Genomic DNA, 26,337 nt, shown 5'->3' with positions numbered 1-26,337 from the left:
GGACCTAGACACTCAGGAGTTGTTGCTCGGGCTCGCGCGCGGGGTTACGACGCTTGGGTCGCGCAAGTTCCTGCAGTAGCTGCTGATAGAACACCGCCACGTTGTGGAAACCACGTCGGCGGTTGCGCTCGGCGCCTCGAAACATGATCACGTGATGTCCGAGCCGCATGCACACCTCACACTTACAGGCCTTCCAGGGCTGATCGGTGAGCACCTCGCGGTACGGCTCCGAGCGGTCGCCGCCCGGATCGTGAATGCGCTCGTACTCCGTCAGAGCCTTGACCACAGACGCTGCGCTTCGTTTGCCAGCATCGAGTTCCGCGAGGTACTTGAGGCACTTGGCCTCGGCCTTGAGCGCGTGCTCTTGCTTGACCTCGCCCGCTCGAATGCGCTTTTGCAGACGCACGTTGCCGTCGACCTGGGGCACCCGAACCGCCGTGTAGGAGCGATCAGGCGTGAAATAATTGACCTTGTTGTCCAGCCACGCGCGACGCAGCGGCGACGTGCTGTCGAAGCTGGCGACTCCGTACGAGCGGAAGTCTGCGATCTTCTCGAGGCGCGTCACGCCCAAGAGGTGGAGCTTCACGCCGCGGTTGCGTATCGCGTTGATCTGATCGAGCACGTGGATCAGCTTGTGAGTCTTGAGCGGTACCACGCCGCCGATCGCAATGTACTTGTAGCCCATCTTCTGCAGCTGCTTGACCGCGTGCGCGTACGAGGATGGGCTCCAACCCTGGGCGACACCCAAAGGTGTGAAACCACCAGCTTTCTTAGCCTTCTTGATGAACTCCCGCGCGAGTTCGAACGTGATCCGCTGCCGCTCGAGCACCTCCGGTGGCACCGAAGCATTGCCGAACGCGTCCCAGTCTGGGTCGTAGCTGAGGATGATGTGGTCGACCGAAACCCCGAGATCGAACTTGCCCCGGACGTAGAAATCGATGACCTCGTCGACCGTGTAGGGCGGGACCTCGTCCTTCACATAGGTAAACGCGCCGCAGTCACCCATGAAGCGCAGCTTGCCCCAACCGTGGCCTTGCGCCCGGAAGAAGCGCTTGACGCCATCACGATCGAAGCGGCGCCGCTGCGGACCCGTGTAGCGGCCAGTGCCGCCATTCGAGTCCACGATGCCCTTGGACACGAGGATGCCGTCGAACGCCCGGGAGCCAAACACCTCGTGGGCATAGCGATCGTCGCGGTGGCGTACACGGTCGGGACTGCGGATCTCTTTTTCGAAGTCGAAGCTCGGGTCGACCAGGTCTTGGCTGTCTGGCAGGAAGTAGTGCACGGTCAGGACCTCCGCGCCTTGACTTCGCCGTGGAGACGACGGAAGCGTGATTGCTCGCAAGCCTGGCCTTGGGCTCGCCAGGTGCGTAGCAGGTTAGTCCAGCCAGCGCGCGGGTTCTCGTCCAGCGCCTTGGCAATGAACGCTGAGACGTCGTCATCCTCGTGGCGCTCACGATCTAACGCCTCGGGTGGGGCGACGCCAGCGACGAGGCGTTCGTACGCCTCACTGAGCACGGCGGCCGTTGGTGGCCAGGTCTTGGTCTGGCACAACAACTCTTTCGCGGTTCGGGCTGCGAGACCTTGCTTGGTACCGCGCAGACGGTCCGCACCCACGTCTTTGAGGGCGACTTGGACGCGCGCATCAACCCGGATGAGTGACTTCTCCAGTTCGTCCACCTTGGATCCGGCGAAGACCACCAGGTTGCCAGGGTCCGGCAGTGTGGCGCGTGCGAGCAGGAGATCCGGCAGCATGGCCCGAAGGTACTTGGCAGATGCGATCACGACGAGACCTTCGGCCCCGCTCATCAGAGTTTGCAGAGAATTTGGAGATTCTCCACCGGCGCAAAGCCCGTCCCACCACGTGGAAGACCGATCGTCCTGGTTCTGAGCCACCGAGTCGGGTTGGCGTCCAGCGAACGTGGCGGAGTAGGGCTTGAGGTGCGCGTCGGCCGACACCAAGCCATAGCCGGCCGAGGCGACGGAGAGTTCGATATTTCCCCGAGTCTCGCGCAACTCGCTCTCGAGTTCGAGGATGAGCTTCCAGTGCTCGCCGCCGTAGAGTTCGCGCGCTGGCAGAGCGGGTGTCGCCGAGTTGCTCAACGTCGTCAGCCACCCGCGCACGCGTTCGTTCACTGAGCCGCCAGCGAGTTCGCGGAGCCGCAGCTCAGGTGGCACCTTCGAACGCTTTCGGTCCGTGCAGCTGGCGACGAGATGGACAGTCATTGATTCTCGGTGCGAGACCACGTGACCTGAGCGAAGGCCGAGTGGTTGTGGATGCTCTCGTGGTTTTCGGCGTGGACCTCGAACCAGTAAACTCGTGGGTCGTCCTGCAGTCGCCGAGCGACGTTGCGAACCATGTCCTCGACGAAGACTGGATTGTCGTACGCTTGCACGGTCACGTGGGCCTCGTCCGGACGCTTGAGCAACGGATATACGGGAGCCGACGCAGACTGCTCGGCGACCTGAATCAGCTCCTCGATCCACACGAGCTGCGGATCTCCCGAACTGTCGGTGTTCGTCCGAACGGACATCGTGATGTAGCCCCGTTGATTGTGAGCACCTCGCTCCGAGATAGCCTTGCTGCAAGGGCATAGGCTGGTCACTGGCACCCGCACGCGGAGGACGAAATCATCGTGGTCCTCGCGAAGCTCACCGATGAACGCGCACGAGTAGTCCATGAGCGCCGTCGCCCCGCTCACCGGCGCCGCGCGCTCGAGGAAGTAGGGGAACGTGACTTCAATCTGTGCGGAGGATGCGCCAAGCCGATCCTGGAGATCTCGCAAGATCTTTGGAACCGTGCGCATCGTCACTTCTCCGTGGTGGTCGTTGAGGACCTCCACGAACCGGCTCATGTGCGTGCCCTTCTGCTCCCGGGGCAGCGAAACGGACATCGTGAACGCTCCCACGGTCCGCTGCTTCTCCGAGCGGCGGTCGAGGACGACGATCGGGTGGTTGAGACCCGCGACGCCGACGCGGTCGATCGGGATTTCTCGGTCGTCTGGTAGGCCCTGGACGTCCTGCATAGCCGGGTTTCGTACCATAGATCAAGTGGTTGAGAAACTGGGCTGTATCCGGACGCGTCGAGCCCTGACGAGTGGGCCGTTTGGTCCAGCGTCATGGCAAACGTGCGTCAATCTGTTGCTAACGGTTGTGAACCCAGGAGACACACTCAGAAAGAACTCGTATTATTGGCGAAACTTCGCGCAGAGGCGTGAACTGCCACGATGAAAATGGAAATCCGCGCGAGCGACATCAAGGATTGGTTTCAGTATCGTTGTGAGCGCAGGTTGATCTACGCGACCCTTCCGCGTGAGGTCAGGGACGCCGTCCCCGTGCACGAGGTCGACGACCGCAGCATCCGTAGGGAGGAGGGCGTCCGTTTCGAGGAAGACGTACTCCGACGACTGCGCGAGCGGGGCGAGTCCATCCTGCGCCCGAACGGTGGGAGTCTTCACGTGCCCCCGGGGCTGACCGCCGCATTCTTGCGCGGAGAACATCCAGCGAGGCTCATCTACCAGGCCAAGCTCGATGAGACTCCATCCTTGCGACGCGATCTTCAACTCCCTGAGCACGTCTCCATACGCTCTGGCCTACCGGATTTCATGGAGTGGGTGGGCGAGGGGAAGCAGCGGTGCCTCAGAATTATCGACGTTAAACACACCCGGCGCCCGACCCAGTATCATCGCGCACAGGTCGCTTTCTACGCACTGATGTTGCGCGGAGTATTCGCTTCACTGGGAATCAATGAGCCGCCGATCCATCGTCAGGCCAACATCTGGTCTATCGGCGCGGACGGAGGCCCGCTATGGGAGGCGGAGAGAGGTCTGTTTGATCTCCGCAGCCACGAGGAGCTATTGCGCGACTTCTTTCGCCGCCAACTCGGTTCCATCAGCCAGACAAAGATCGGCAGCGGGTCAGACCAGACTTTCTTTCATCTCTACTTCAAATGCGAGCAGTGTAAGTGGTTGCAGCATTGCGACAAGGCCATCGCTGACGATCGGCCTCGGGAAGACTGGGACATATCCGCAATACCGGGACTCTCCCACCAGTCCAAGGCCGCGCTTCATCGTAATGGTCTGCGAACACTCGGCGCTGTCGCCCGCGCGTCTCACCTGGGCGATGACACCTGGACGCTGCGCACCCGAGGCAAGCTGCTCAAGAACAGGGCTGAGGCGTTGCTCTCGAGGCAGTGGTGCCGCCTACCCGAACACCACACCTGGTTGATGCCGCCACAAATCGACGTGCCTATCTTCCTCGTCGTGGATCGGGACCCGGTCGCCGCTCACCTTGTGACCATCGGTTGTCTTGTAGGCGGCAAGCGGGCCAGGCCACCGGTGGTCGAGGTAGTGACTCGGCCTACAGATGAATTGCCGGCGCTCACCCGCGTGCTGCGTGGCCTCATCGATGTCCTGCAAGAGCTCCACGAGCACAACCAGCGTCTCCCTACTACGGAGGGCCTGCGCATGCACATCTTCGTCTACGAACCGTCGGAGGCAAACGACCTCCGCGACACTCTCGCCACTCACCTCGACGACAGCGATATTCGTTCGGGCCTCATTCATCTCGTGCGCCTGTTTCCACCAGAGGAAGTCCGCGCACCCGAGCCTGAGTATCGCGGGGCCCATCACTTGCCGGCTAGTGCCTTGCGCAGCGTGATAGAGCAGCTGTACGTGCTTCCGGCCAAGGTCTCCTACGACCTCGCGCGGGTAAGCCGAGCCCTGGCCGAGGCGACACCTCCATTGAAGAGCCCGTATCTTCCAGGGCCGCCCTTCACACGGCCCTTCTCCGCACGCCTGTCCATCGACGTGATGCGACAACTCGGCGACAAGCCTCAGTGGGTCGAAGCCACGCAACAGGATGCGATCGCTCGACTCCGCGCGATGCAGAGCCTCTGTCAGTGGATACTCGACGACAACGCGCAGTCGGGCCACGATTTCTTGCGCCTGCGCAAGCCGCCGTTTCGCTTTCAAGAGCAGTTTCACCCGCTCGAAGCCATCGACCTCGACGTGCTGCTCGCCCAGGAGTTACTTCAAAGTCGAGCGGAGCGTCTCGGCGCGCTGATCGATCTGGCCCGCCCGTCCGAGGAACGCCGAGAGCGATTGCGCTGCTACGCCAATCTCGAGCTTCGTGAAGCGAAAAATCGGAGTGGGGGCGCAATCCTGGACTTTTTGGTGCCGCCTGAGAGCCGCCAGGCCGAGATCTCACCGGGTAGCCTGGGCCTAATCCTCACCGACGACGACCCGGACCTGCGCATGGACCCTTCGCGCTGGCCCGAATGCACGGTCGAGTTGCTGTCCGGCGCCGATCCCAGTCGGTTGCGCGTGAAGATCTGGAAGAAAGCCTGGACGAGCCAGACCATGCGCCGACTGATGCGGGACACACCGACCGCTGGCTGGTTCCTGGACAAGGGTCATGTCGACGTCAACACAGCTCGCATGGAAACCCTCCTGCGCTACCTGAGTGAGGGGGCCGGATGACGGTTCGAGACGACTTGCGCACCTTCCTGCGTCGGCCACTGGAGTTTGCCCACGACGTATCAGAGGAATCGCAGCGAGACTGGCTAGCCGGGCTGGCCTTCGCCCGCGAAGCCATCATCGGCAACCAGTCCGAGTTCTCTCTGCGTGAAGCTCAGCAGCGCGGTTGGGAGGGCATCGCCAAACACCGCACTTCGCTGATCCTCGGGCCCCCAGGTACCGGCAAGACATTCGCCCTATCGTGGATGGCGCTGGGCTATCTCGAAGGTCGTCGAGCGGCCGGGCGGCCATGTCGAGTCTACGTCACCGGCTTCACGCGCAACTCGATCGCCAACTTGCTCGAGGCGGTGAGGAAGCGAGCGATCCATGCCAGGGGCCCAATTCGCATGATCTGGCTTGGCCACGAGCCCGACCAGTCTCTTCCCGACGGTGTGGAGGTCATTAAGCCGGAAGACCTCCGAGAGGCCCTCAATTCCGAGTATGTGGTGATCGGCGCAACCGGCTGGGGACTATTTCGGGCGATCGAGCGAGGTAGGCTCGCCGAGGCCCAGGGCCCGACGGCCCCGCTCTTCGATCTCGTGTGCATCGACGAGGCCTCGCAGATGGTCATCAGTCAGGGGCTGCTCAGCATCGCTGGGCTGGCGCCGCAGGGACGGGTGCTCGTCGCCGGTGATGACAAGCAACTCGCTCCAGTCCGCGAGACCCACGAACGTGAAATCGATGGCCTACGCCTGGGCTCGAGCCTCTACGGCTTTCTCAAGCACGCCGGCATCGAGGTATTTCCGCTAACGGAGACATTCCGGCTCAACCAGCTGCTGTCCGAATACCCCGCGCAGGTGTTCTACGAAGGCCGTTACGAGTCCGTCGCCGAGGTCAAGAGCAAGCGCCTCGCGCTTCATGAGAGCTGGGAACTGGGTCTGCAAGATTGGGAGCGGCACGCTCTCGACCCGGACAACCCGGTCTGCATACTACTGTACAGCGGCCCACTCTGCGGAACCTCCAACGAGTTTGAGGCGCGTATCGCGGCGGGGCTCGTGGCTCGGCTGCGGGCGCGCATGGTCCCCCCGGACCGCGAGGACGAACTCTCGTCGCAAACCTTCTGGAATCAACGGCTCGCAGTGGTCTCGCCGCACCGGGCCCAAAACGCCCTGCTTCGTACGCTGATCCGCGCCACGGGGTTTGGCGAGGACTGCGTCGTCGAGACCGTCGATCGTATTCAGGGGCGAGAGCGAGACGCGATTGTTGCTTGCTACACCGTCTCCGATCCCGAGTTTGCCAAGATGGAGGCGAGCTTCATCTTCAGTCCGGAGCGCTTCAACGTCACGATCACACGCGCACGCACCAAGCTCATCCTGGTAGTGGCGCGACAGTTGCTCAGCGTGGTGCCTGAAGACGACGAGCTGTTCGAGCAGGCCCAGGTGCTGCGAAACTTCGTGTACGAGACTCAAGAGGTGGCGACCTGGTCGGTGATGGGGCCCGCGGGTGCCTCGGTTCCGCTGACCGTGCGAGTCCGACGATTTGACGACGCAGCCAATCTCGAGGTCGACGCGACACAAGTCCCGTCCGAGCCCCCACCCGACGAAGGCGCGCTCGACCCAGTACTCACGGAATTGCTCGATGCGATCCGTCGGCTAGCGAAGACCAGCAAGCATAAATCAGCGGCGAGCTTTGCCCTGACGAAGGCGCTGTCGAGGACTCAGCAGGAGATCCACGAAGGGCTGCTGAAATTGTTCGAGCTGGGTATGGTCGTGATTCGACTCAAGGATGGCCCCTACGGCCCGTTTTGGACGGCCAAGCCCCGAGATCCCGCTCAGCGGCCGCTCCCCTGTGATCTCGAGTCGGTCCGCAACCACATCCAAGGCCTGCTCGGTGCGCTGCGTCATGGCAGGTACGCCCCCTTTTACTTCATCGTTCGCGATCACTTTTGTTGGCTCGACCTGGATGGTGAGGACCGGCTCGAGCCCCTCGTCGATGCGCTGGTTGTCGAAGGTGTGCTGGAATGGGGAGCCAACGACAAAGGACGGCGCACCCTCGACCTGACGGTGGCCCGGCAACAGGAGGCGAAGCCTGTCGAGCGCCTGCCTCTGCCCGAGGTCCCCTCCGAATCTGACTTCGAGGTGCTCAACAGTCTCGAGAATCTCGAGCAGGGGCGCATCAACTTTGGGGTCTACGAGGCCTGGGTTCACCCTGCCGAGCTCGCCAGCATCACCCACCGATCGGCCACCGAGCTCGCCCCCGTACTCCGGCGCCTGCGTCAAGACGGATGGCTGATGAGCCTCGACGATGGCCGCATGCGCAGCCGCGCGGCCGAGCTTGCCCGCGAGCTTCGCTACATCAAGCAGCGCTTCCGAGAAGACGACGCCGGAAACCGACCCTTCTTGGTGCGCGCGACCAAGGTGCGCTTCGTTGATCGCTCCAAGCCCACCCGCAACCAGCCACTGAGCCGAACGCTGACGACGCTCGAGGAACTCCTCGGAAGCGATCCAACCACGGTCCGGGTCCTGCGTGGCGCCGGTCAGATGCTCAGCGAGCGTTGGATGGTCGACGACCCGCTGCTGACCGGCTTTCAGTCTCGCGCTCTGTTGGAGGTGCTTCCAGCCTGGTTCGGACGTAGCGAGACTCGCTCGTTCGTGATTACCGCTGACACCGGATCGGGCAAGACCGAGGCCGCCGCTCTGCCTCTCATCATTGCCTCAGCCATCGATGCGCTCGAGGGCGTGACCGGGACTCGTTGCGTGCTGGTCTATCCGCGTATCCGCCTCGCCAACAACCAGGCACAACGGCTCGCCGGCTATCTCGCTGCCCTGGCCCGACAAGACGGGATGCCCACACTGACCCTGGGAGTGCAAAACAGCGAGGTCCCCAGTAACTTCGATGGGGAACTCGGCGCCCACTGGAAGCGCGTAGGATCGCGCTATGCCTTTCCGCTGTTCCCTTGCCCCGAAGGCGAGTGTGGGGGGGACTTGCTGCTGACACCCACGCCGGACACTCACCAGCCGGATCACCTGCATTGTCGGCGTTGCGGCTGGTCTTTTGCGGGCTGGGTCGGATCCAAGCGGAGCCTGGGCAAAGTCGACACCAGCATCTTCATCACGACCACCGAATCTCTGCACAGCTGGCTTCACAGCCAATGGCGTGGTCGCCTGTTCGGAGACGCCAGGGGTGTTCTCCCTCCACGCGCCGTGCTCGCTGACGAGATCCATATCTACTCGCACATTCAAGGCGCCCAGGTCGGCTATGCGCTACGTCGGCTGCTGGCTCGGTTGCGCATCAACAGCCGCGACCCGCAAGACCGCCCCCTCGCTGTCGGGATGAGCGCCACCCTCGGGGAGCCCGGCCGTGTCTGGGAAGAGTTGTGCGGCTGCGGGCCAGTGACGCAAATCTCTCCCACACCCGAGGAGCGAGAGCCCAATCCACGCTCGCGCGAGTACTTTTACTTCGTCCAGCCCGAGATTGAGTCGCGCGGCAAGGATGTGGCCGGCGCCTCGACCACGATCCAGTCGTTGATGTGTCTGGCCCATGGGATGCGACGCCGTCGGGGCAATCGTGGGGGCTATCGAGCGCTCGCGTTCCTCGACTCCATCGACAAAGTCAAACGCTTGCACGGTGACTACATCGACGCGGAGCGGAACAATCGCCTCGCTCGGCTGCGTACGAGTCGGTACGGCACTGTTCCCCCGGAGTCCACGCCCCGCCGCGAGTGCTGCGGCCACCCCGAGACCTGCAGCCGATTCGTCGATGGGGAGTGCTGGTTCTTCGCGGCCCGGGACCCCCACCAGGAGACCGCCAATGGTGCATATGAAGCCGGCCAGAGTCTCTCCGTGTGTCAAAGCCCGGTGTTCTCCGGGACCAAGGAACGCGTGGATGACATGATCGGAAGCAGCGACGTGGTATTCGCCACGTCCTCGCTCGAGGTCGGTTTCGACGACCCCGAGATGAGCCTCGTGTTTCAGCACTATGCGCCCCTGAACGCGGCGAGCTTCGTGCAGCGAAAGGGGCGCGGTGGTCGCGGCGCGGACGATCGTCCCGTGACCGGCGTTACCCTCTCGGTCTACAGCCCGCGGGACACGTGGTTCTTTCGACGACCCGAACGCATGCTCGAGGCGGCGAGCTTTCGCGTGCCCCTGAACATGCGCAACTTCTTCGTTCGCCGCGGTCAACTCATCGCCACGCTCCTGGACGCCGCGGCGCGGAATCACCACTATCGACAAGACCCGTCGCCGAATTTGCCCGCACACGTATTCGCAGAAGCCATGATCATGATCCGCGATATTTTCGGCGAGCGAGTCTTCGTCGATATGGGCATCACGGATCTGCAGGCGCTCTGGGCACAGGTCAGGCCGAAGATCAGCAATCCTGCGACAACCGGTCTGGCCTGCTGGGTCGCTCAGATCCCCGAAGTGCCCACCCAGCTATTCGAAACCATTAACCTGCCGGCGGTCCGGGTGAGCTTCATCGACGACAACAATGATCCGGTTGGTAAGGAAGAGGATATCGGCGTTGCCCTGGCCACCTGTGCTCCGGGCACGGCCACGCGTCGCTACGGATTCGGCGTCACCCACTGGGTCACCCCACACAGCGGTCGCACCCCCTGGGCTGCGGTTGATCACCGCTCGCAACACGAAACCTTCGAACCGATACCCGGTGGCCTGACGGCACTTCGGCTCGCGCTTCCTCGCTACCTCCACCAGGAGATCGGAGACAACGTCGTGCTCGCGGCAATTCGTCCGAGCGAACTCCGGCTCGAGAAGCTCGGCAGGTTCGACGGTGCGGGGTGGACTCCCTTCGTCGGCTACGACAGGTCCACGACGCGGCTCGTCGACCTCACCTCGTCAGCCGAGGAGCATCCTGGGATCAACCCCAAGAGTCAGGGCAGCCTCAGCGGCTTCATCATCTGCAATGCCCGCCGGGACCAGGGCCAGCCCCGCGCCGTGGGCGCCCTCGAGCCGCTCACGACGGGACTCTACGCCTACCAGGGTAGCGGAGCCGCCGAACAAGGCACCGGTTTGACTGTGTCCCGGATCTACTGGGGCGCCGAGTCTCGCATCATCGTCGATGTCAATTCGTTCAAACGCGAGGAGTTCATCCACACGCAGACCTTCGTCGAAGCCCAGCAACACGCGGCCCACCACAAGCGTGGCGCACCCGCGCCGGCCGTTCAACTCTACGGCTATCAGGTCAGCACCGAGGGCGTCCGGCTGCGCCTCGATCAAGACACATTGGATCGTTTCGTGGAACATGAGTTCGACAGGATCGAGGGCACCCGCGATGGGCGCTGGTTGCGAGGACAGTACTTTCGCTTCCTCGTTCTCAGTGGCGCACCGCAGGCCGGTATGAACCGCTTCCAGGCCCGCGAACTCGCTGATCTGCTGGTTACCGCCCGCGCGTTCGAGAACACCAACGAAAAGCTCCAGCGGCTGCTTCGGCGTTGGGACGTGGGCCACTTTCGCCAGTTGCTGCTCGAGACCTACACTCAATACCTGTCTTTGCACCCATTGCTCACCGAGCAGCGGATCGTTCGAATTGCTGAAGAGTTGGCCAAACCACACCTGGCCGGCATGCAGGGTTTCCTCGTTCAGGCAATCGCGGGTTGCAAGGACGACCAGGGGTTTCGCCAGTACCTGCGATCCCTCGCTCTGCACGGTCTAGCGATGCGTCTGCAGCAGCTATTCGCGATCCACGGTGCCGGCGATCCGCGACGGGTACTGTTTCACACCAAGCTGCCTATTCAGTTCGGTGAAGATGCCGATGACGTCATCGTGGTCTGCGAAGACGGCGAGCACGGAGACGGAACCACGCGAACCTTCCTCGAGACCCTGGACATCGCGTTCGGCGAACTGCGTGCCGGTGCGCTGTTCGAGTGTCCGAATGCGCGCGAGGACGAGGTCCTCGAGCGATTACTCGAGGATGCAGATCTCGCAAACACGTGGTCGTTGAGGGATCCGATATCTGCCGACCGAATCGGAGAGCTAGCCGGCGTGCTGGGTCTCGACCCCGAGGACGACGCCAACATCATGCAATCGGTCGTCCGGGTGCTGTATGACAGCGAGGACATCGGCGGCGAGCGCTTTTCCTACCGGAGTCTCCAGCAAGAAGTCCGGACCGTGCGCGAACAGTTGAGCGCCGAGATGGACCGCGACCCCACGGCTTGGGAACTGGTAGGACGGGTCGTCGCGCTCGCCCGCGGCGGAGATCCCAGCGTCCAGCGCTGGGCTCAGCTTCGCCGCTGCTACCTCGAACTCGAGGATGCGGCGCAGGAAGGATCGCTGGAGGCGGATGCTCGACTCGGTGATCAGGTTTACCGGCTCAGCGCGCGACTCTGCGTCGACGGCTGTCAGGCCTGTCTTCACACGGGGTCACCGCTGTTCCCCCAGCAGATGCTGGACGCGACGGTCAGCCGGACGGTGCTGACTCGGCTGGCGGAATTTTTGGGATGGAGCTGAGCCGCCCCTCACAGGCGGACCGCGAACGCTTGCATGGCCCCCTGCTTGCGCAGCCAATCCAGCGTCTCCTGATCCAAATCGGCCAGCGTCGCCTGACCTTCGGCGACCTTGAGCAGAAACGAGCTGATCCCCGATCCGGACTTCGATAACCTGTCGCGCACCTCGTTCCGGGCCTGAGTGTGCTTGGCCAGTGCCTCCAGTGCCGTCTCGCTCGGGGGAAACTGGCTTCCAAGTGCTAACGCGTCATGGGCAATGACTCGCATGCGTTCACCCAATTCGGTCTCGGCCTTCATCATCTTCAAAGCACCACCGAGTTGCGCGAGGGTTGCGAACTCGGCCTGGATCAGGCTGTTCCAGGCTCGCTGCAGTTGCATGCTGATGTCTTTAGTCAGGCCGTCGATCTCTTCCAGCTGCCGCCAAGAATTGTCGAGGATCTCCGTGGTGATCTCGCCGACGAGGGTGTGGCTCTTCTGCGCGAGCGTGTCGAGCTTGCTACGCAGCACGATCTGACTGTTTTCATCGATGTGCGTAACGACCGTGGCCGCGACGCGAACCAGCTCCTCGATCCGATCAACAGACCCCCCGAAACTCGCCAAGGCACGCGACGCCTTGTCGAGAGCGGCGCCGTGTTCTCGGCGGCGAACCGCGGCCGCAAGTCGGCCGTCCTGCACGGCCGCCTGCAAGGAGCGCAAGGGTGAGAGGGTCTCAGGCTCGGCCATCACGACTTCCCTTCGCTGGTCAGCACCCGGGTTAGTTGCTCGGCGGCGCAGCCCAGGCGTGTACCTGCGGCGTCGAGGGCTCCGGGGGCGTCACTGTCGTCGCCGGGAGACTCCTGCAGCAGGGTCGACACGTAGGACCAGAGCTGAACGAGGATCGCTTGCACGATCTCCACCTGCGAGGCCATCAGGACGAGGTTGTCGTAGGGACTCTTGAGGATCCAGGCCAACTGGTCGATGGGGTCGGCCTTCTCCAACGCCTCCCGAGCATCGGGATCGGTGTCGCCGAGAAAATCATCCAGCTTTCGCAGTCCACTGCCCTCGCTGGGCTCGAGCATGTTCTTGTCTGTCAGCAAGCGCCGAACGCGATGCCACTCCTCGATCCGAGCCTGGGGTGCTCGATTGTCCATCGCCCGGAGTTGCTCGATCGTCTGGCCGACCTCGACGAAGTACTGCGGGAGACTTCGGCGATCGCATGCGAACTCGAGAAGTTCGATGTCCTTCTTGACGCGATTGAACTCGTGATGAGCAAGCAGCGGCATGATCTTGCGGACGGTTCGCCCCACGTCCGCGATTGAGACCCACTCGGTCAGCTGCTTGGGAAGGACGGGCTCGAGTGGCGGTAGATCTGGAGCGAGCCGCTGGCCAAAGGCCACCAGCGCGGGAGCGATGGCGCCAGCATCGACGATTCCGTCGTCTCCCTTCTCGGGGGTGAGGCTCAGCTGGACCCAGTCCCGTACGAACTGCCGAAAGACACCCAGGTAGTGTCCGACCTTGCGAATCACTTCCTGCCACCCAGGGGTATGGTTGGCGGCGCTGAGCGCCGCCCCCTGATCCTCAACCAGGATCATCTCCCAGCGCTTGGCCAAAGACGCATCCTCTGGCAGTCGGCCCTGCAGCCAGGCCCGGGCCAACAGGGCTTGCGCGGCAGTCCCGGCTGGGTTCCACACGCCGCCCTCGGACGCCGCCAAACTCTTGCTCTCGACATGGGCGAGCACGAGTCCATTCAACCTGCGAAGAAACCGAGCCACGCGCTTGCGGTGGTACTCGACCTCGCCCCCACTTTGGGTTCGCAGGGCCAGCCAGCCATCCAGCCCCTCTCGAACCCAGTCTACTCGGGGGATCACGAAGTGCCGCACACTAGCCTTGCGCGAGCCCTCGAGCATGACCGTCGAGTCCGTGAACAACCTGTGCTGAAGCCAGTGGGGCACGTCGAGGCTGCGCCACGGAAGCGTGTTGAGAACCTCCATCAGCAGCAACGACCACTTCTTGTCGTCGCTCACCCTGCCTCCCTCGAACCAACCTTTGAGCTCCGTGCGGAGCTTGTCCATCTGCGTGCGGCTGACCTTGTGCGGTGCGCTCGTGCCCTTGTCATCCTTGGCCCGCGGGGACTTTGGAAGTGCTGGTGGAGAGGGAACCGGAGCGGCGTCTGCTTCGGGAACCTCATCTGCGCGCGCAGATTCGTTCGACTCGAACGCGATCAAAGCCGGGGTGTCAGGTTCCTCTCCTTCGGTCTCGACGGGCTCACCCGGCCAGCACAGATCGAAGGCCTCGTAGGCTTCCTTGGCGATCTCCGCAAACAGCAGTCGCCCCTGGGCATCGCGCCTGGTCTGTGCCCCAGGATCCCTGGACGACCACCACGCGATGAAGCGACGCATGCGTTCGCTATCGGCGGGGTCGTCCAACATCGCCGGGATCCGCTCGACTTGTCCGAGCAGATAGCCCTCATCTTTGGGCAAGTAGGTGCCCTCGAGGTTCGCCGGGGGATACTCGCCCCTCTCCAGCCGCTCGGGGTGCAGCAGCAGCGGGGACAATACATTTTGGACCATGCCCCGGGGCGTTCGCAGGCTCATGGTGCCCGCGGGGTCGCGCAGTGACTCGAAGATGCGATCGATGGCGCGAGGCGAGAGCGGGTAAAAGCCCACTCCGTCCTCGCTGCCGAATGCACGATGGCAGGGACCGCGGTGTGGACAGGCCACGCAGGCGTTGGTCGGCTTTCCGTGACCGCTCTGCTCCCAGCGCTCGATCGTGTCGATTCCCGCCCGCACGGCTCGCAGGTAGTGGATAGCGAAGCGCTGGCGACCACTAGAGTCCGTGAGCGAGAGGCTCTGCGCTGCCTGGCCGGCCGTTGCGTCGCCCAGATACACATGCAGCGAGACGCGCTCTCGCAGGTTGCCGTAGCTTCGCATCGATTGATCGAAGAAGTCCGTCGTGATGCCCACCACGCTGAGCAGATCACACAGCTCCCCGCCGTGTTCCTCGGTCTCGCTCTTGGCGACGAGCACATCGAGCAACTGCTTGTCCACGCCCTGAAAGCTGGTGATGTCTTCAAGCAGCAAGACGAGTCGCTGACCACTCTTGGCGAGATGCTTGCGCAACTGGCGAAAGGCTCGCACCAAACCATCGCGGCCAACCCCGACCAGATCCTGGACGACGGCATTAAAGCGTGCATCCAGGGCTTCCCGCAGGCGAACGAGCATGGGCGCAACCGCGAGGGCCGCTGCCGCGTCGACGGATCCGTCCAGATTCTGGTCCAAGAGCGGGCCAAGTTGTGCAGACTCCAGCTCGAATTTTCGGCGCGCCTGCAGGGCTTTGGGGCCGATCGTCCGATCCCGCACAGAGCGAAGCAGCAGCGCGAGTTCGTGGACGTCTCGCAGCGTGAACGACTCGACCCGGGAGTTGCGCTCCGAGCCACCAGAGAGGGTCTCGAGTATCCGCCGGGGAGCCGACCACTGCTCGATCACTTGGTGGTGGCCGATGAGGCGACTCAGCTGATTTTTCTCTGCCCACTCGGCATGTTCAGGTGCCTCCCCGGAGAAGTAGTTGGGGCTGAGGCTGTTGGCCAACTTGCTGTGGAAGTCGCGCGCGCGGCCCTGCAAGGTGGTGTTCTGCACCTGACCGAGACCCGCAAACAGATGTTGGTAGCGGTCCGGGAGCCGCTCTTTCATGTGCCGAAGGGCGCCCTCGAGACTCCCGTTGCTGCGGGGGACCATCAAGACCAGGTCTTGCTTGCGCTGTTTCTCCCAGCAAAAGCGCAGCCAACGGATGAGATGTGACTTGCCCGAGCCAGGCTCACCCTGGACCACACAAAACAGGTGACGGTGGTCCGGGCGCGTGAGCGCATCCAACAGCCCCGTCTCGCTGCGTTCATCGAGGAGTCCCGCCAGCACGCCCTCGACCTGAAAATCGCGGATAGGCGAGTGGACGGCCATGAACACCGCCCGAGAGCTCTCGAGAGCCTCGGTGCGGAGCATTGCTGTCGCGTCATCGACTTTCCAGCACGCGTAGTTGCGAAAGCTCATTGGTCTGCCTCATCTCGAACGATGACACCGACGAAGGAACGCAGCGAACTGCCGATCTCGCGATGCAGGCTCAGGGCGTCCGCCGCATCGGCTCGTGCGACCAACTCGATGGTGCCTTCGTCATGAAGATCTCGCAGCGCCTCGCTGACGACGGTCGTTACCCAGCCCGCCCGCAAACGCCAACTGTGCACCTCGGCGAACTGCGCGGCGACGCGCGCGTAAACCTGACCACCGTCGAGATAAGGCATGCGCCGGCCCATCTCGGCCATGAACGTCGCAGCTGGGATCTCTACCCCGCGCCCGTGCGCGTCGGCGATGGCAGGCAACTCCCGGATGAGGCGCTGTGCTGGCTGTGGAAACAGATACGGTAGCGTGTTGCCGCCCTCGATGGCGAGGCCGAGCGCGACCATCCACGCACGCCATGCCGGGGCCTTGGTATTGTTGAAGACACGCTGGGCACCGCTCTCGCCGTGCGCGAGGATCCTGTTGATGGAGGTGGCGATCGCGGCGCTCGACTGGGCCAACCAGTCGGTGTTGCCCGTCCGTTCCGTCTCGAGTACCACGCAGGCGTAGGCCCTGAACAAGACGTCGTCCGCCTCGTTTTGCGGATCGCACAGTCGCGCGTGGACGAGGTCCAAAAACGCCTCCATGCCGTTCGGCGCTGGGTCCACGCTGAGCACGAGAGCATCCCCATCGTCTTCGACCAGGCCGAGACTGCGCGCACAGCCGACCGTCTGGCTCACCTGCGAGAGGCTGCGCTCCCCGTGCTTTCGGAATGATGCAGGCATCATCCAGGTGTCGACCTCGTCACGCGTCGCTCGCCCTCCCAGAGCGTCGAGCAACCGCAACAGCGACCTCACGGGTTCGGGGCGACCTTGGGTGTCCGACAGGAGGCTCATGAATGGGCTCCCGAATGATAGACGAGATCTTCGATGTCCATAGGTCCGTGGGCGGAAGCGATCGCGCTCAACCGCTTGCCCTGAAGCTGTAAATCGTGCGGGGCAACGAACAGCAACCCAACGCGTGGGGTCGCCAGGACGTGATCGCGGGTCCGCGTGTAGAGGATCGTGCGCGCGCGTTCTCCAAGCGTGGGATCGAAGAACAGCACGGTTGCGATCGGCATCGCCCGCCACGCGTCCGTCAATATCTGCTGAGCCTCCAGAACCAGGCCTGGATGTCCCGCGTACTCAGCCAGCACGCGCGCGGTGTCCATGGCTCGTCCGTCCGGCACGATGAATTGCTGAAAGCCGACCCGCACCAAATCCCGAATCACATTGTTCAGATCGCGATACTCCGGGTCTCGAGCAAACGCCACGCGTGCTCCGGCCCAGGGGTCATCACCGACCGTCGGCGTGGTCCAGACCGCCGTGCCCCCCTGGTGGCGCACACGGCCAGGCGGCTGTTGCTTCCATTTCCGACAACACATGCATCGCCCGCAAGGCTCTTGAATCTCGAGCGAATCCTCGACCTGCTCGAACAGCGCAAGCATGAGGCAGCTATAGTCCAAGAGCGGATCCTCGGCGACCTCCACTTCGTCCTCGGCAGCATCCGTGTTGTCGCCGACGAGTTGGGTCGCCCGCACGAGCTGCAGGAGCGCGTCGACCCGCCGATGCGCGGCACGGGTTTCTTTGCTCCGAGCGGCGAGATATTGCTCGACGAGTTGCGCCGCGGTGTCGCTATCGAGCAGGCCGGGCTCGAGCATGCGCAGCGTCCAGCGGTCGCGGGTGTCGTCGACGGCGAGCACTTTCAAGGCCCCGTAGCGCTGCAGCTGGACGAGCAGCGCCCTGTTCCAGTTCATATGGTGCTGACCGGTGCGCGGAGGCAGACGCTCGAGCTCCGCGTCGAGGCTGACCTCGAACGTCTCCGCCGAGATCGGCCCGTCGCGTCGGGCCTGCTCCAGAAGCGACATCCAGCGCTCCTTGGCTTTGACGACCGACAGCACCTGCCCTGTTCCCATGCGCACGGCGAGCACCTCGTCTTGTTGGCTCGAGAGCACCACCGCGAGGGCCTGGTGTCCATCGCGGCCGGCACGTCCGATCTCCTGGTACAGCCGAGCCGCGTCCTCGGGCAGGCACGCATGGACGACGGCGCGCACATCGGACTTGTCGATGCCCATGCCGAAAGCCGAGGTTGCAACGACGAGGTCGATGCTCCTCGCTTGCCAACCGTCGATGATGGCTTGGCGCTCGCGCGGACCCGTGTTTCCGGTGAAGCAGGCGAGACGTTGATAGCCCCGGGCCGATAGTGCAGCGTGAATCCGCTCGGCATCGTCCACTTCGGTCGTGTAGAGCAGCATCGGCCGCGGGAACAGGTCAACGAGGTCGATGACCGCACCATCGCGCTCCCCGGCGTCGTCGAAGTGGTGGATGCACAAATCCAGCTCGGTTCGCGGCGCTTGGGCAGCGACCTCGAGCATCTCCAGATCCTTCGCATACTGTCGACGGAGCAGTTGCTTGGCCTCTCGACCGACGGTCGCCGAGAGCAGCACCGTACGCAGCGAGGGATTGCTCGCCCGCAAGCGCTCAACCAGACCGGGGAGGCGCTGAAAGTCTGGTCGAAAGCTCCGCCCCCAGCTGTGGATGATGTGTGCCTCGTCCACGAACACTGCGGCCAGACGCCCGCGCTCTGCCAGTGGGCGGTCGCTCAGGCTCGCGGCAACGCGTTGCAGATCCGACCGGGCCGAGCCCAGCGCGGACTCGGGCGCTGCAAGAAGAATCGGGACTTCTCCACGGCGAAAACGTAGGAACAGCTCGTCGCGCTCCTGACCCGATAGGGCACCGGTCAGCGCCTGACTACCTTCGAGCCCTTCGATGCGTCGCAACGTGTGTTCGTGCGCAAGCGCGAGCGCGACCGTGGGTACGATGACGAGCACGCAGGCGCGCTCTCGACCGCTGGCGAGCTCGTTCCACCACCGAACACCCAGCTGAAACAACAGACTCTTGCCGCTGCCCGTGGGCATCGTGATCAGAAGGCTCTTCCCGGCCGGCATCGTGCACAACGCACGCACTGCGGATTTCTGTGTCGTGGTTCGGTACTGCTCGTGCGACGAGCAGCGCAGCAATACCCCGTCCGGCGGCTCCTCGAGGGACACACGTCGAGGGTGCGGATCCACCGGCAGGCTCACGGCGAGTTGGTCGCGCAGCCGAGCCGGCAGCGCGGCCTCGGCCGCATCCATGATCCGCCACACGAGGTGCTCTTGCACTACACTCGAGCGCAGCCCGAAGCGTGCGAGCAACTTGGCGTCAACGGGATCAATCAAGCCCACTGCAAGCTCGAGAGTGCCCCCATGCAGACGAGCCAGCTCCCGGAGCCAGACAAGACGATCGACCCCGTCACTGGCTGCGAAAGCGAACCAGGCACGCTCGACCGCGGCATCCAGCCACTGGGTGGACGGATCCTCGGGAGGTCCACGATGCCAGCCACGATGCAGAGCGTCGAGCAGGTCGGACAACGAGTCGAAGACGTACCAGTCGCGGCGCATGTTATCGGCCCAATACCAGCGCGATGCTCTCGAGTTCGATCCGTGCCCGGCGGACGCTCTGCAGCAAGCGCTCACGCTGCTGCAGTCCGTGGTGGGCGTCACGGGCGTCGAGCAGCCCCAAGCGGATCTGGTTGCGGAGATAGCCCATCTCCATGCTCATCATCTCGGCCAACTCTTGGGCTGCCTCATCCCGGAGACTCTCGAGATTTCGATTGAGCTCGTCCAGTCCGGTGGACACCGCCCCTCGCACGGCCGTCCACAATGGACCCGGCGACGAGACGGCCTCGAGCAGTTCATCGACCGTGAACTCGCGATCGCCGGTATCCCTCTCGTAGATTCGAATCAGCCGTTGGCGAAGCTCGTGATCCCTCACCATCTCGGGCTCCTCGTCCACGTCGACGCTGATTCGCACACAGGTGATCTCGGAAGAGGGCCACAAAAAGCGATGTGCCTTGGTCTGGAGTCCGGTGGGGATGCCCTCGCCCTCCCAGTCGCTCTCGTCCAAGCGGCTGGTCCCCAAGAGCACGATGAACATCTGGTTTTGGTGTAGCGAGCCCAACTCACGGCGAAGCATCGTCGCTCGGCCATGGCGGCTGGAGGACAGAGCAGCTAGCGCGGCATCGACGAGCTTGTGTCCCGGAGCGAAGTAGTGCAGTGACTCGTCCGCGAGCGCGGCCGAGCGATCGAAAGTGCCAAAAGGTGTGCTTCCATCGCCGGCGTCGAAGCCCAAGAGTGGCTCGCTCAGCGTCTCTGCCGTCCACTTGAACCTGATTTTGCGCCGGTCACGCCCAGGATCGACTCCGAGCGTTCCGAGCCAGTGCCTCACTTTGCGCTCCTCGCCGTCGTCGGCGGACTCCTCAAAGATCTCGGCGAGTTCCCGGGCCTGCTCGAGCTGCTTCCTCGACGAATCCAAGGACAACTCAAAGTCTTCGTCGACTTCGGCCAGGGTCGAGTCGACTTCGGACTTCATCTGCCGAGTAATCTCGGCGAGGTCCTCGCCCTTGCCGATCGCCGCGTACATCATGTTTTGGAGCCGGGGCAGGACGAACTCCAGGCCGCCCACCGAGTCGGTGAAGACGCGAAATGCCGACTCGTGCATGTCTTGTAGTGCCCGCTCCACACGGCTGGGCCCGCGAACGACGATGGACGTCACTGGGCAATCCGGCTCGCGACCCATCCTGTCGAGTCGGCCGATCCGCTGCTCAACACGGCCGACCGACAACGGTGTATCCAGGTGAACCACACACGCTGCCATCTGGAAATTCCGTCCCTCGCCACCGAGTTCGTCACTGACCAGGATCCTGTGCCGCGAAAGTCGCTGAAAACGATGCGCCGCTTCCTCGAGTTCTCGATCATCCAATGCGTGATGGAATGCCTCCGCGCCCCATTGCGGGTGATGGGCTCGCAGCACTTCGACAAATTCGCACACGGTAGAACGGTCCTGAGCAAACACGAGGACCTTTGCGTTCGGTGAGGTCGTCAAAAGTTCGCCGAGCCACTTCATCACGTCGCGATGCCGCGCACAGGCATCCGATCCAGCCGCCAACCACTCCCGCGCGAGCCCGCGAGCCGCTTCCAGCCACGCGCGCTCTTCGGGTAGCGCGGGAGTGTGCATGACAAGCAAATGCTCGAGTTGTTCTTGTTCTCCTGGCCCGGGGTCGGATGTCAGCGCGTGGGCGCACGCATCGGTGTCGTGATGCTCGTCCTGTTCAAGTGCACTAACGCGCCCTTCGATCAACTCGATGAAGGTCTTGGCCGTGGCACACAGCCCTCGCCAGAACAAGATACGAAGCAGAGTCTGAGCTGCGGTCTGGGCCTCCGGTGTGGCCAGCTTGTCCATGTGCTGGGCCAGCAGGATCTCGGGCGCAGAGGGCTCGTACTCGAGGTACTTCAACTGCCGACGAGCGAAGCGCGTGCCCAGGACGCCGAGCGTTCGGCGACGCGTGCGCACGATACGATGATCGATCCGATAGTGCTCCTGGACATAGGCGACGAGTTCGTCCAGCGCCTCGACCTCGCCGTCTCGGGCCCGACTCAACATCCGCGCGACCTCTGGCTCTTCCGGCAGCACGCCGTTCCAGTCATCGACGAGGAACTCGATGGTCTCTTGGTCGGGCGCTCCATCCTCGGAGTTTCGGGCCGCGCCCAGAATGTCTTCGGTGGACGTCAGCGCCCGCCAGATGTCACGTCGATCCTTCAACTTCGCCGCGAGCGCGTCCCCGTCGTCCAGCGCATATGCGTCGGGTGCCACGAGGGCCAGCAAGCCCGTGAGGCCGCAAGCCTCTCGTTTGGACGGTGTTGCTGAGAGCGCCAGGAAACCAGTGCTACGGGCTGAGAGTTCCCGCAGCGTCGGATACAGGGAGTGCTGCGGTGAAATCTGGTGAGCCTCGTCGATGACCACGAGGTCCCAGGGCAGATCCACCAGCGCGTTTCGGAACGGCTCGTCGACAAGTAGCGCCGTCGTCGAGACGATGAGCCGCGGGGCAGCTAGCCGTCGCCGGCGTTCCGCCACAGGTGGGCCCCCGACAACGTCACCGGGAACATGTACAAATGCACGCCCACCAAAGCGCAAGTAGAGTTCACACAACCACTGCCGACTCATACTGCCAGGAGCGACGACCAGCACACGCAAGTCTGGGTCGGCAGCGAGCAGCGCCTGAATGACCAACCCGGTCTCGATGGTCTTGCCTAGCCCGACCTCGTCAGCCAGGACGAAGCGAGGAGAATGGGCCTCGAGCACGCGGCGCGCGGCGTAGAGTTGATGGGCAAGGGGACGGACCCGAGCGCCCCGAAGGGTTGGGAGGCCCTCGGACACCGAATACCACTGTGTGCGCGTCAACGAGAGATTCAGCCGGGCAAAAAAGTGATGGGGCTGGTCCCACTGCAGACTTTCGAAGAAGCTGGCCGGATCGTCGATGGAAGGGGGCACTGGCAGGAGGATCGACTCAGGCAAAGTCTGGTCAGTATCGCCATCGGAAATGACGCAGCGGCGCAACTCGTCGTCGGCATTCAACTCCTGGATCTCGCGAACGACGAATCGACCCTCCATCGACGTGATGCTGACTCGCTGGCCTATATATAGGGGGAATCTTTCGAGGAGCTGCCCCTGCACCTGGCGCTCGCCAACGCGATGGAGGAACTCCACCCACACCGTACCGTGTGGGTTCGCCTCGAGCAGCCGTGCGGGCCCTAGCCCCTGGTTGTGGCGAAGTCGAACGAGTGTCCCAGTCTGCATTTGCGCTGTCCCGAGCGCAAATGGTCGCCCAACAGGGACCGAGATTCAAGCATCACTTTCTACACAGCTGGTGGACAGAGTTCATCGAGGTCACGGGCTGCGAAGCTCTGTGCGTCCCTGACCCGGCGCGCTTCCGAACGTGTTAGCCTCGAGATCCGCGCCCAGCAAGACACATGCTCTGCTGCGACTTAGTCCGTGTTTGCTGACGATTGCGCTCGGCTGCACGCCGGAGCGGAGCTGTGCGTCGGCGGGCGCGGCATGCCAGCCGTTCGAGCACTCCTCGCCGCGGTCCCCGAGCACGTGAACGCCAGCGACTGGGTCGCCGTGTTTCGCGGCGCGGTCTCGGCCCACGATCTCAGCGGCGGGTTCGACGACGCCAACGCCCTGGCATCGCTCGCTCATGCGGCGAAGAGTCGACACTCCCACAACCAGGACCTGTGTCAGTTCGCGCTGTCATGCAGTCCTCGGAGAGGCGCCGCCATCGTGTGCCATTCCTCGAACGCGCGGCAACTCGAAGGTCGCGCTTGGCCCCGCGCTAACGAGCCCGCAGCGCGCAGGACACCAGCATCTGCGTCTCGGTCTCGAGCACGCCCAGGCTCACCTCTACGGCGAAGGTCGTCCCATCCTTGCGCTGCCCTTGCAGCTTTAGACCCGAGCCCATCGGCCTTGGCGTTGGGTCACTGACAAACCCACGCACATGCCCCACATGACGGCCGCGCAGGTGCTCGGGCACCAGGATCTCGATCGGCTGGTCGAGCAGCTCTTCTTGCGAATAGCCAAACATGCGCTCGAGCTGGTGGTTGATCAGCACGATCGTTCCGCTGCGATCGATCACGCAGGTGGCGTCGGGCGCTGACTCGAGCAGGCCCATGAATTTTTGCTCGCTGCGACGGCGGTCTGTGACGTCGCGGCCAACCAGGTACACGCCGGCTTCGTCGGGGATCGAGCGCGCGCGGATGTCGATCCAGCGCGAGGATCCGTCGGCGCAGCGCATGCGCAGCTCGAGCTCGACGTCCGACTCGCCGGCCCAGATCTTGGCGAGCCCGGCGGTGAGCGAGGCACGCTGGTCTTCGCACGCAAACTCGGTCAGGACGGCGCCATCGAGCGACTCACTGGGCCACCCGAGCAGCGTGGTCCAGGCCATGTTGAACTGGGCGATGTGGCCGCCGGAGTCCACGATCGCAAGCAGGTCCACAGACAGGTCGAAGAAGCGCTCGCGCTCTTGGTCGGTGCGCTTGCGCTCGGCCAGGGTGGTCAGCCAGCGCTCGACCGCGTCGCCGAGCTCCCCGACGGTGTGCCAGCGCGCCTCTGGAGCCTTGGCGAGACCGCACAGACAGATGCGCTCGAGCTCGACTGGGACGCCGGGCACGAGCGCGCGCGGAGGTGTTGGTGGTTGGCGAATGACCGCGTCCATGATTGCAGCGACGTCATCGCCGTCAAACGGGGGGCGGCCCGTCAAGATGTCGTAGAGGATCGCGCACAGGCTGTAGATGTCGGTGCGTCGATCGATGCGCTCGACCTCGCCCTTGGCCTGCTCGAGGGACATGAACGCGGGCGTGCCAAGCAGGTCGCCCTGCAGCGTGGCCGTGGGCATGAGCCCGGCGAGCGAGTCGCCGGGGTCTGGCGCTGAGCTGGCATCAGCGCTGACGTTGCCAGAGCCCACGTGCTTGGCGAGGCCCCAGTCGAGCACGATGACCTCGCCGAAGTCGCCGATGATCACGTTGGCGCCCTTGAGGTCGCGGTGGACGATACCCCGCGAGTGGGCGAAGGCCATGGTGTTGCAGACGCTGATGAAATATTGCAGCAGCTGCAGCAGCGGGCGCGACACCATGTCTTCGTCGGCGCTGCGGTTGTCGTGGAAGTCGGCGATGACCTCGGACAGGGTGCGGCCCTGCAAGAAGCGCATGGTGTAGAAGCAGTGCGCGCCGTCGTCTTGCGCGTGGCTGTAGTCGTAGACCGGCACCACGCCAGGGTGATCGAGCTGGCCAGTGATCCGCGCCTCACGGAAGAACCGGGCCCGGCTGTCGACGTGCGCGGCCTGGCTGTGCTTGAGTCGCTTGAGCGCGATCTCGCGGCCGAGCACTTCGTCGTAGGCGCGCCACACCTCGCCGATGCCACCGGACGAGTGGATGCCGCGGAGCGTGATGCGTTGGCGGACCGTGAGCGGCAGGTTGGCGAAGTCGGCGGGCTCGAGATCGAGGACGGAGTCGCGGGGCCCATTGGCGTGCAGCGTGAGCATCAGCCGGTCGTCGACGCGGTTGCCAGCGCGAACAACGGTGTGAGTCTCGGCGCCGGCGTGGTGCTCGAGGTCCGAGCGCTGCTGCTCGGTCACCCAACCGCGCGCGCACATGAGCTCGGCGAGAGACCTCTGCCCGTCCCGTACCCACGCGGTGCAGGCGTCGGCAAACTGGTGATCATCGATGTAGCCGAGTTGCAACGCGCGAACCCCGAAGCGCAAGTTGACATCGTGGTCCTGCACCAACGCGAGTATGACAAAGTTCTTCGCGGCGTGAACCCTGCTAGGAGCCCGTGGTGGAACCCATCGTGTCGCCTCGCGCCGGAATTTTCGGCGAGGGCGAGGAGCCGAAACGCAGCTGTACCGGGCGTACTGCAAGTTTCGGCGACACTGCCCTCGGCGAAAAGGCCAAGCGAGGCGGCGCGAGGGGTTCCACCACGGGCTCCTAGGGGCCGGGGGCTCAGGGCTGATACGAGGCGGCGACCGTGGTCGTACAGTTGTTGCCGGCGATGATGTTGCACGTGCTGTCGCCCGTGTCGCGCACGAACGTCAGGTTGAAGTAGTAGGTCGTGTTCGGCTCGAGCGCGCACGTCCCGTCCTCGGGGTCTTGCGCTGTCGTCCACTCAATGGTGCCGCCGATGCCCCAGGTGTGCGTGCAGTTGGCCGCGTCGAGCTGGGGATCGTGGACCTGGCCGGGGCAGCGGCTGATCGAGCCCCAGCGCGCCCCCCCGGTGTTGGTGTTCCCGACGGAGTAGACCGCGCCCTGGTTGACGAAGTTGGCGGTGTTGAACTCGATCGCGAGGTAGCCGGGGTCGGGGATGACCGTGTTCTTGGCATGGTTGTAGATCGGGCCCGGAAACGCGATGCCGTGGACGGACTCCCAGCTGACGATCTGAACGTCGAGGTCAGGCTCCGGGCACGGCTCGGGATCGCCGTCGCCATCCCCATCCCCGTCGCCGTCGCCGTCGCCATCCCCGTCGCCGTCGCCGTCCCCATCCCCGTCGCCGTCTCCGTCTCCGTCGCCGTCTCCGTCGCCGCTGTCTTCGGTCGTCCCCGAGTCGTCGTCGGTGACCGCGAACGTATCGGTGGCACGCCCGCCCTCGTCGTTGCAGCCCAGCGCTGACAGACTCATGAGGACAAGCACTCGCGTATTCATCTCGGGAGAGTCCTGAGCGACGCGACGGCTGTCAAGTACGGCGCATGTCGTGCGAGCTTCATCGACCATGCAGTCTGACGTAAACCAAGCCCGAATGGGCAAGTCCAAGCTCCCCAAGCGCGAGCCGGTCGACAGCCCAGCCGCGGCCGTCGACGCGGACGGTTCTCTGCCCGCGGTCGGCGAGCGCACCTACTCGAACAGGGCCGCTGCTATGTGCGCCCCGACCAGGCCGGGAACCCGTCGCGGACTTCCGTCTCGCTGTCTGCCAATGTGGCGATCGCCAGCGGCAGG

Annotated in this window: 12 protein-coding genes; 2 read left to right on the top strand and 10 right to left on the bottom strand. The window is 64.0% G+C overall.

From position 1 onward, the window contains the following. Positions 1 to 4: 4 nt before the first annotated feature. The 3 genes from dpdA to folE2 all read right to left on the bottom strand — a co-directional run bounded on the left by dpdA (position 5) and on the right by folE2 (position 3,026). On the bottom strand, positions 5 to 1,285 hold the full coding sequence (dpdA, locus tag DB30_RS10215; protein ID WP_052548202.1) for a tRNA-guanine transglycosylase DpdA: 1,281 nt from the start codon (positions 1,283 to 1,285) through the stop codon (positions 5 to 7). Positions 1,286 to 1,287: 2 nt separating this feature from the next. Continuing rightward, positions 1,288 to 2,136 carry a hypothetical protein gene (locus DB30_RS10210; protein WP_146658440.1) on the bottom strand — a complete coding sequence of 283 codons (849 nt, stop codon included), beginning with the start codon at positions 2,134 to 2,136 and terminating at the stop codon, positions 1,288 to 1,290. Positions 2,137 to 2,222: 86 nt separating this feature from the next. Further along, the gene (folE2, locus tag DB30_RS10205; RefSeq protein ID WP_052548200.1) at positions 2,223 to 3,026 is read right to left on the bottom strand and encodes a GTP cyclohydrolase FolE2; all 804 of its coding nucleotides are present in this window, start codon (positions 3,024 to 3,026) and stop codon (positions 2,223 to 2,225) included. Positions 3,027 to 3,227: 201 nt separating this feature from the next. Here folE2 and DB30_RS10200 point away from each other — a divergent pair, with 201 nt between their 5' ends. Both DB30_RS10200 and DB30_RS10195 read left to right on the top strand, forming a co-directional pair. After that, positions 3,228 to 5,480, top strand: coding sequence for a hypothetical protein (locus tag DB30_RS10200; protein WP_052548199.1), 2,253 nt, complete (start codon positions 3,228 to 3,230; stop codon positions 5,478 to 5,480). Continuing rightward, positions 5,477 to 11,920 (top strand): AAA domain-containing protein, encoded by a 6,444-nt coding sequence (locus DB30_RS10195; protein WP_052548198.1) that lies wholly within the window; start codon positions 5,477 to 5,479, stop codon positions 11,918 to 11,920. Before DB30_RS10200 ends, DB30_RS10195 begins: the two co-directional genes overlap by 4 nt. 8 nt (positions 11,921 to 11,928) lie before the next feature. On the opposite strand, the gene DB30_RS10190 is transcribed toward DB30_RS10195, so the two are convergent. The 7 genes from DB30_RS10190 to DB30_RS41340 form a co-directional block, all read right to left on the bottom strand. Then, a complete protein-coding gene (locus tag DB30_RS10190) occupies positions 11,929 to 12,639 on the bottom strand; it encodes a hypothetical protein (protein WP_052548197.1) in 711 nt (236 codons plus the stop codon). Continuing rightward, complete coding sequence (locus DB30_RS10185; RefSeq protein WP_052548196.1) at positions 12,639 to 15,938, bottom strand: hypothetical protein; 3,300 nt, start codon at positions 15,936 to 15,938, stop codon at positions 12,639 to 12,641. The genes DB30_RS10190 and DB30_RS10185 overlap by 1 nt, the downstream gene beginning before the upstream one ends. Beyond that, positions 15,935 to 16,837, bottom strand: a complete 903-nt coding sequence (gene dpdG, locus DB30_RS10180) for a protein DpdG (RefSeq protein ID WP_052548195.1) — start codon at positions 16,835 to 16,837, stop codon at positions 15,935 to 15,937. Before dpdG ends, DB30_RS10185 begins: the two co-directional genes overlap by 4 nt. Beyond that, positions 16,834 to 19,419 (bottom strand): helicase-related protein, encoded by a 2,586-nt coding sequence (locus tag DB30_RS10175; protein WP_052548194.1) that lies wholly within the window; start codon positions 19,417 to 19,419, stop codon positions 16,834 to 16,836. Before DB30_RS10175 ends, dpdG begins: the two co-directional genes overlap by 4 nt. A gap of 1 nt (position 19,420) precedes the next feature. Continuing rightward, complete coding sequence (locus tag DB30_RS10170) at positions 19,421 to 22,468, bottom strand: helicase-related protein (RefSeq protein ID WP_165703690.1); 3,048 nt, start codon at positions 22,466 to 22,468, stop codon at positions 19,421 to 19,423. A gap of 721 nt (positions 22,469 to 23,189) precedes the next feature. Further along, a complete protein-coding gene (locus tag DB30_RS10165) occupies positions 23,190 to 25,133 on the bottom strand; it encodes a PAS domain S-box protein (RefSeq protein ID WP_052548192.1) in 1,944 nt (647 codons plus the stop codon). A gap of 217 nt (positions 25,134 to 25,350) precedes the next feature. Beyond that, positions 25,351 to 26,022 carry a hypothetical protein gene (locus DB30_RS41340; RefSeq protein ID WP_146658438.1) on the bottom strand — a complete coding sequence of 224 codons (672 nt, stop codon included), beginning with the start codon at positions 26,020 to 26,022 and terminating at the stop codon, positions 25,351 to 25,353. Between the last annotated feature and the right edge of the window lie 315 nt (positions 26,023 to 26,337).

The sequence above is a fragment of the Enhygromyxa salina genome, assembly GCF_000737335.2.
Taxonomy (GTDB): Bacteria; Myxococcota_A; Polyangia; order Nannocystales; family Nannocystaceae; genus Plesiocystis; species Plesiocystis salina_C.
Note: the sequence above shows the minus strand (reverse complement) of the source record. Positions and strands in the feature narration are given on the sequence as shown.

What these genes read in the sequence shown, in the direction of transcription:
- DB30_RS10185 (WP_052548196.1), bottom strand. Translation starts at nt 15,938, where the DNA reads ATGAGCTTTCGCAACTACGCGTGCTGGAAAGTCGATGACGCGACAGCA.
- DB30_RS41340 (WP_146658438.1), bottom strand. Translation starts at nt 26,022, where the DNA reads ATGAGTCTGTCAGCGCTGGGCTGCAACGACGAGGGCGGGCGTGCCACC.
- DB30_RS10195 (WP_052548198.1), top strand. Translation starts at nt 5,477, where the DNA reads ATGACGGTTCGAGACGACTTGCGCACCTTCCTGCGTCGGCCACTGGAG.
- dpdG (WP_052548195.1), bottom strand. Translation starts at nt 16,837, where the DNA reads ATGAGCCTCCTGTCGGACACCCAAGGTCGCCCCGAACCCGTGAGGTCG.
- folE2 (WP_052548200.1), bottom strand. Translation starts at nt 3,026, where the DNA reads ATGCAGGACGTCCAGGGCCTACCAGACGACCGAGAAATCCCGATCGAC.
- DB30_RS10175 (WP_052548194.1), bottom strand. Translation starts at nt 19,419, where the DNA reads ATGCGCCGCGACTGGTACGTCTTCGACTCGTTGTCCGACCTGCTCGAC.
- DB30_RS10170 (WP_165703690.1), bottom strand. Translation starts at nt 22,468, where the DNA reads ATGGAGGGTCGATTCGTCGTTCGCGAGATCCAGGAGTTGAATGCCGAC.
- DB30_RS10190 (WP_052548197.1), bottom strand. Translation starts at nt 12,639, where the DNA reads ATGGCCGAGCCTGAGACCCTCTCACCCTTGCGCTCCTTGCAGGCGGCC.
- DB30_RS10200 (WP_052548199.1), top strand. Translation starts at nt 3,228, where the DNA reads ATGAAAATGGAAATCCGCGCGAGCGACATCAAGGATTGGTTTCAGTAT.